The sequence below is a fragment of the Cryobacterium sp. Y62 genome, from assembly GCF_002929785.1.
Taxonomy (GTDB): Bacteria; Actinomycetota; Actinomycetes; order Actinomycetales; family Microbacteriaceae; genus Cryobacterium.
In genome coordinates this window covers 33888-40261 of sequence record NZ_PJJK01000089.1, presented here as the reverse complement: position 1 = coordinate 40261, position 6374 = coordinate 33888, and the positions used below count along the sequence as shown (strand labels likewise).

Below are 6374 nucleotides of genomic sequence, written 5' to 3'. Positions count from 1 at the left end.
TCGCCATGTTCGAGGAGAAGTTCGGCGAAGACGCACACACTCAGATCATCGACCGCACCCAGCAAGCCCTCGACGGCATCCCGAAAACCCTCGCCGCAATCAAGCGGATCGCCGAGATGTCCCTCAACGCAGAAGACCCAACCCGGTCATGACCGAGCCGCTCGTACCCGGGGTGAGTGTTCGGTTGCTCGCGATGCCCACGTTCATGGACAACATCCTCCGGCAGTTGAACCCGATCCTGAACCAAGGAATGGTTTTTCATCTATCGCGGGTGGCGTCAAGTTGCCGACCGCCGGGACCCGCGACATTGCCCAGATCGCGGTCTGTCTCGTCCCGAGAGTAATGGAGGTTCATGATCACCCGGAAAGATTGAGAATCATGCCAGCATTGAAGATGTATCCGCCGGAGTTGAAGGAACGCGCGGTGCACGTCCTGGTTGCCGCTCGTGCGGATGCCGACGGTGGCCGTGAAGCGTCTGCCCGCATCGGCCAGCAACTCGGAAATCCCCGCGGACACCCTGAGAAAGTGGCTCCTGCGCGCGGAGATCGACTCCGGCGTTCGCACGGGAACGACGACCGAAGACGCCGCCCGACTGCTCGAGCTTGAGCGAGAGAATCGTGAGCTGCGGAGGTCGAACGTCATCCTGCGCAGCGCGGCGGCTTTCTTCGCGGCGGAGCTCGACCGCCCCTCCAGCAGATGATCACCTTCATCGACATGAACAAGCACGACTACGGGGTCGAGCCGATCTGTAAGAAATGCAGATCGCCCCGTCGACGTACTACGCGGCAACGTCCCGGCCGCCCTCGAAACGATCGAAAACGGATGAGGAAACCGTAGTGAAGATCAAGGATGTACACAAGAAGAACTATGGCGTCTAGGGCGTGCGGAAGGTCCACGCCCAACTCAAACGCGACGGGCACCCCGTTACGCGCTGCACGGTCGAACGACTCATGCACCGCGAAGGCCTACGCGGCATCACCCGATCAAGGAGTCCGCGGACCACGATACCTGGCCCGCTCAGCGACCGCCCGGAAGACCTCGTGCGGCGGACGTTCACGGCGCCAGCGCCGAACTGCCTGTGGGTTGCCGATATCACTTACATCAGAACGTTCTCGGGCTGGGTCTACGCGGTGTTCGTGACCGAGGTGTTCTCCCGCCGCGTCGTCGGGTGGCAGCTGTCCACCAGCATGCACACCAGCCTCGCTCTCGACGCCCTCGAGATGGGGATCTGGACGAGGCAGCGGGAAGGCCGGGACCTCTCCCAGCTTGTCCACCACTCGGATAGAGGCGTGCAATATCGGGCGGTGCGTTACACCAAACGCCTCGCCCAAGCCGAAGCCGTCGCGTCCGTCGGTTCCCAGGGTGATAGCTACGACAACACGATGACGGAGGCGCTGAACTCACTCTTCAAAGCTGAGTACATCCGCAACCGCGGCCCCTGGCCTGGCATCGACGACCTCGAGATCGCCGTTGCTGAATACTTCGATTGGTTCAACCAGCGATGCTTCCATAGCGAGCTCGGCTACATCCCACCCTTCGAAACTGAAACCAACTTCTACACCACCAGCCCCCCATCACCCAGATGAAACAGGCCTAACCAAGCCTCCACAAAACCCGGGGCTTGACACTCCCCAGCCGATGGCGTGACGCTGGCCGGGGAAACGGACATTCCCGGGCTGTGAGCCGGCACGGCAGTGAGGGCGCTGAGTTGTGGATGTCTGCCCTGACCGACGGGCTCAAAGAGATGAACGAGCAGGTCCTCGGCAGTTTTTTCAACCCGTCACAGATCAGGAAGAACGTGCTGGGCACGCTTGGATTCTTGATAACTCTCGTGCCAGATAAACCCACAAGAACAGCGCCACTGAGCGCTGGTGTTCACAGATTCAGCGACAAAGTCCTGACCGTGCTTCAGCGGAGCGGATCGCGTGTTACTTGTTGGTGTTTTCTTCTTTGAGAGCGGCTAGCACGACGAGAAGGCGTTGATCGGCGTGATCAGCAACGTTCTGTATCCCTGGGGATTTGCTCAGCTGGACCATGGTTTGTGGGTTGATAGCTTGAACCGTGGTGGTAGTTGCTGAGGGGCTGCGTCGGATGACGACGTTGCAGGGAAGCAGTAATCCCATGTCGGGCTCGGCGGTGAGTGCCTGTTCGGCGAGGGCGGGGTTGCAGGCGCCCAGGATCAGGTAGTCGCCCAGTGTGTGTGCGCTTTCGACGCCGAGTTTTGTTTCGAAGGTCGCGCGGACGTCGATCTCGGTAAGAACGCCGAATCCCTGGTTGGCTAGTTCTTCCCGCACTCTGGAGACGGCTTCTTCGTAGGGCAGCGAGATGGTGATGGTGCGTGCGTAGTTCATCGGTTTCTCCTGAGTCATTTTCCTGAATTGATGGTTGCGGCGGGTCAGTTTGCGGTGATAACTCCCATCATTCCGCTGTCTTCGTGGTCAAGGATGTGGCAGTGGTACACGGTACGTCCGCTGAAGTCGTCAAATGCGATACGTACACGCACGGTGCTGCGTGCCGGGATGTTCACGACGTCCTGCCACACGATGGTTATCACGGGCTGGCCTGACTGTTCAATAATCTGCATCGGCCACACGTGCAGGTGCATGGGGTGATCGAGCGGGCTGGTATTTGTTAGCAACCAGTCCTCCACGCTGTCGAATTGCACGGTCGTGTCGACCCGGGTGGCATCGAATACCTGGCCGTTGATCGTGGCTGACATCATGCCGCCTCCCATTCCTCGCCCCATGCCGCCATCCATGTTTCCACCCGTGCCGCTGCCTGTGTCCCCGCCCATTCCGCCGCCCATATTTCCGCCCATTCCCATCGCGAAGATCAACTCGCGCCGGGCGGTTACGGTAGCCGTGCGCAGGTCACGTGGAACGGGCTGGGCGGGTATGGCGGCCACTGTGGCGACGTCATCACCGGTGACGATAAAGGAGGCCAGTGCGACGTCGGCGGCGGCAGTGGAGCTTTCGCCTCCCATCATCATTCCGCCGGACATGCCTCGATCGTAGGTGTGGGCACGCAGTACGGAGATGCCAGCAGTGCCGGTGACGAGAAGATCGGCCCGGTTTCCGGGGGTCAGCACGACCTCGTCGACTTCGTGTGCGGCTTCGAAACGTCCGGAGTCGATTCCAAGAAGGGATAGCTGCTGCCCGTCGAGGCGCAGCCGCAAGTAGCGGGACACGCAGGCATTAACGATGCGCCATCGCTCTCGTTCGCCAGGGCGGGCAGTCATGCTGGGGGTGAGTTGACCGTTGACAAGGACGAGGTCTCCCTCGCGTCCGGACATTTTCTCCATCGTTGTGGCGGCTGGAATTGTTCCCGTGGAATCGAGGGTGATGTCGGAAATGACGAGGACGCGTTCCCGGCTGGTCGGGATGGGGTCGGGGTCTTCGACGATGATGGCGCCGTAGAGCCCGCCGAATACCTGATCGGCCACGAAACCGTGGTGGTGCGGGTGATACCAGTAGACGCCCGGCGGGTGATTGGCGGGCAGTTCGTACTGGTAATCAAAGGAGTCACCAGCTGCGACGGTGACGAACATGTTGTCGCTGTTATTCTCGGGCGAAACGTGGAGACCGTGCACGTGCAGGTTGCTCGGGTCTGCCAGACCATTGCGAAGGCTGACGTTGAGTGTGTCTCCCGCTCGAACGCGCAAAGTGGGGCCGGGCACACCACCGTTGTAACTGAGCGCACGCACGTCACGACCAGCGATAGTCACCTGATGGGGGGAAGACTCAAGGTCAACGGCGAGAGTGCCGCTGAGGCTTCGCAGCTCCGGCGGTTCCACAAGGTCACTCCCGGACCGTGTTGCCGGTGACGTGGTTGACAAGAGACGTTGACTGACGAAGAAGCCCGTTCCGCCTACAGCCGTGGCCGCAATTCCCACCCCGCCGAGGATCAGGGCGTTACGGCGGCTGAGATCGGGCACTACCGGTCCTCCTCAAGCACCCGCAGCTGATCACGCAACTGCTCCGCAGTGAGCTCCCCCCGAGCGAACCGCTCCTCAAGAATCTGCCTGGCATTAACCGAATCGGCTTGCCTTGGAGCAGATCGCGTGTCATCACTCCCGGATTTATTCGACAGTAAACGAACAATGACATAAATGATCACGGCGACACCCGCTATCGCCAGCAGCCCAAACCCCCAGGACCACCCCATACTTTTGCTACCCCACATCATCTGATTCATGTCCTTTCGTTTACTAATCCGCATTTCCACCGTACCCCTCGAGGTATAAATGGTGGCTTGGTGGAGCCATCACCGCGTCAAACCCTGGAGCCGATGCCGGAGACGCGAGCGTTCCCGTGACCGAAGATGACACGACCATAGTCAACCCGACCGAAGGCACGCTCACCAGCACCGACAATGCGGAGACCGACGTCGAACTGACAGCGCTCCTAGAGGCCGCCAACACGGCGCTCACCGAGAAGCAGGCCGCTCTGACCGAGGGTGACTTTGCCGCCTACGGTGCCGCAGACGACGGGCTCGCGGAAACCATCGCGCGCATGCTGGCGCTGCTCGGCGAGTAGCCACGCCGCACGATCCTTGCCGGGCCGAATGAACCGTCCGCGGCGCCGGTTCAGTCCGGCAATGTCGTATCCCAATCCCGTGGCGTACTGCACTGCCGCTGCAACGCGACCGTGTACGTGCGGTGTGTCGGCGCGGGGAAGGTGTAGACCTGCAGCACGCGACTAAAAGCTCGCAGTCTGGAACGGGCTTCTACTTCTTAGAAGACGCTTTGCACCATCAGATTATTCCCCCTACGGCTCCTACGGCTCCGTGATTTGGACGTACGAGAGCTACGACGACGCGATGCCATCATCAGCCATGGCCTCCTGGTGTTGCCTGCGGTAATTCGACGCAACTTTCTCAATCATCTAAGCGATCGGGGTCCAGTTCGACGGGCCCTGCGTTCCAGCCGCGTATTCGTCGAGCGGCACTTTGTCCGCTCGCCAAGCCGCCAACACAGGCGCCACGATCCGCCAGCATTCTTCAGCCGTGTCACCGCGCACCGAAAGCGACGGATCCCCGTCGAGAATTCCTTCGAGTACTTCACCATGCGCGAGCAATTGGCCGGGACCGAAGGTCGCCCCGAGGCTGACGCGCTCGAGTTCATACGGATCGCCTGGGCCGTTGAGGTTGAGTTCGAGTGACATCTCGTCTGGGGCGAGAAAGATCCGCAAAACCGTCGGCGCCTCATGACCGTGTAGGCCCGTCGGTAGATGCGGGACGGCTCTGAAGGTGATCACTATCTCGCGACGTCGAGCTTCGAGCCCCTTGCCAGACCGCAGCGTGAAGGGCACGCCGGTCCAACGCCAGGTGTTGATCTCGAAGGTCACCTCGGCGAGCGTTTCGGTGTCGTTCTCCGGGTCGACGCCGGACTCGTCAACGTAAGCAGGCAGCGCGTGTGAGTCGACCGTGCCTGCTGCATACCGCGCACGCCGACTCGAACGCGCCGCACTGCCGCCGCGCACGCGCGTCGCCCGCAGTAAAATACCTTTTGCGTCACGGAGGTCGGCGGCGCCCAGCGACGACGGCGGCTCCATTGCCAAGATGGCCATGACTTGTAGCAGGTGACTCTGAATCATGTCTACGAGGGCACCGGCGTGGTCGTAATATCCGGCGCGGCCCTCCAGGCCGAGCTGTTCGTCATAGACGATGTCGACGCGTTCGATATGGTTGTTGTTCCACAGCGGTTCAAAGATACGGTTGGCAAACCGCAGCCCGGCCAGATTCAAAACGGTCGATCGGCCCAGGAAGTGGTCGACGCGGTGAATCTGGTCTTCCGGAACGAGTTTCTGCAGCCGCGCATTGAGGGCACGGGCACTCGCCTCGTCGACTCCGAACGGTTTCTCCAGGGCGAGCACGGTTCCTTCGGGCAACGCAACCTCGGCAAGTACATCACAGGCCAACGCCGTAACGACGGGCGGGAGTGCGAAGTAGATGGCGGGGGTGCCAGCGCACTCCGCGAGCAGCCGCTCCATCTCTGCCGGAGCAGTGACGTCGGCCGTGCGGTACACGGTTGTGGCAAGGAGCTGGTCGATGGCGGCGGCGGATGCCTCGGCCGTCGTAAACGATTTCTTCACCGTGGCCAGCCACTGCGCATGGGTCAGCTTCTCCCGCCCGGCACCGATCAGGCGCAACGGCCGGTCAGGATGCAGGGTGAGGAGTTGTCCGAGGGCGGGGAGGAGCAGTCGGGAAGCTAGATCTCCGGATGCGCCCAAAACCAGAAGAGTCGAGATAGACGGAGCCATCCATCTACCGTAGCTGTCATGGTAGGTCCATGGCACTCAACTCGAGGACTACACCCTGATCAGCGATTGTCACACGACCACCCTGGTCGGCCGTCACGGCAGCATCGACTCGTT

At 61.2% G+C, this 6374-nt stretch carries 4 protein-coding genes, 1 pseudogene and 1 other annotated feature; of the genes and pseudogenes, 2 read left to right on the top strand and 3 right to left on the bottom strand.

Annotated elements, in window-relative coordinates:
• Positions 1 to 378 precede the first annotated feature (378 nt).
• A pseudogene (locus tag CXY71_RS05015) lies at positions 379 to 1586 on the top strand (IS3 family transposase).
• Positions 658 to 770 (top strand) — a sequence feature (AL1L pseudoknot). Its footprint overlaps the pseudogene before it by 113 nt.
• Positions 1587 to 1928: 342 nt before the next feature.
• Here the strand turns inward: CXY71_RS05015 and CXY71_RS05010 are convergent.
• Positions 1929 to 2351, bottom strand: a complete 423-nt coding sequence (locus CXY71_RS05010) for a DUF302 domain-containing protein (RefSeq protein WP_104134578.1) — start codon at positions 2349 to 2351, stop codon at positions 1929 to 1931.
• Positions 2352 to 2395: 44 nt separating this feature from the next.
• Entirely contained in the window at positions 2396 to 3934 is a 1539-nt protein-coding gene (locus CXY71_RS05005; protein WP_104134577.1) for a multicopper oxidase family protein, read from the bottom strand.
• Positions 3935 to 4310: 376 nt separating this feature from the next.
• On the opposite strand from CXY71_RS05005, the gene CXY71_RS04995 reads away from it, so the two are divergent.
• Positions 4311 to 4535 carry a hypothetical protein gene (locus CXY71_RS04995; RefSeq protein WP_104134576.1) on the top strand — a complete coding sequence of 75 codons (225 nt, stop codon included), beginning with the start codon at positions 4311 to 4313 and terminating at the stop codon, positions 4533 to 4535.
• A gap of 348 nt (positions 4536 to 4883) precedes the next feature.
• On the opposite strand, the gene CXY71_RS04990 is transcribed toward CXY71_RS04995, so the two are convergent.
• Complete coding sequence (locus CXY71_RS04990) at positions 4884 to 6260, bottom strand: glucose-6-phosphate dehydrogenase (protein ID WP_104134575.1); 1377 nt, start codon at positions 6258 to 6260, stop codon at positions 4884 to 4886.
• Between the last annotated feature and the right edge of the window lie 114 nt (positions 6261 to 6374).

Excerpts from the sequence above, each read along its gene's own strand:
- CXY71_RS05010 (WP_104134578.1), bottom strand. The coding sequence starts at position 2,351 with ATGAACTACGCACGCACCATCACCATCTCGCTGCCCTACGAAGAAGCC.
- CXY71_RS04990 (WP_104134575.1), bottom strand. The coding sequence starts at position 6,260 with ATGGCTCCGTCTATCTCGACTCTTCTGGTTTTGGGCGCATCCGGAGAT.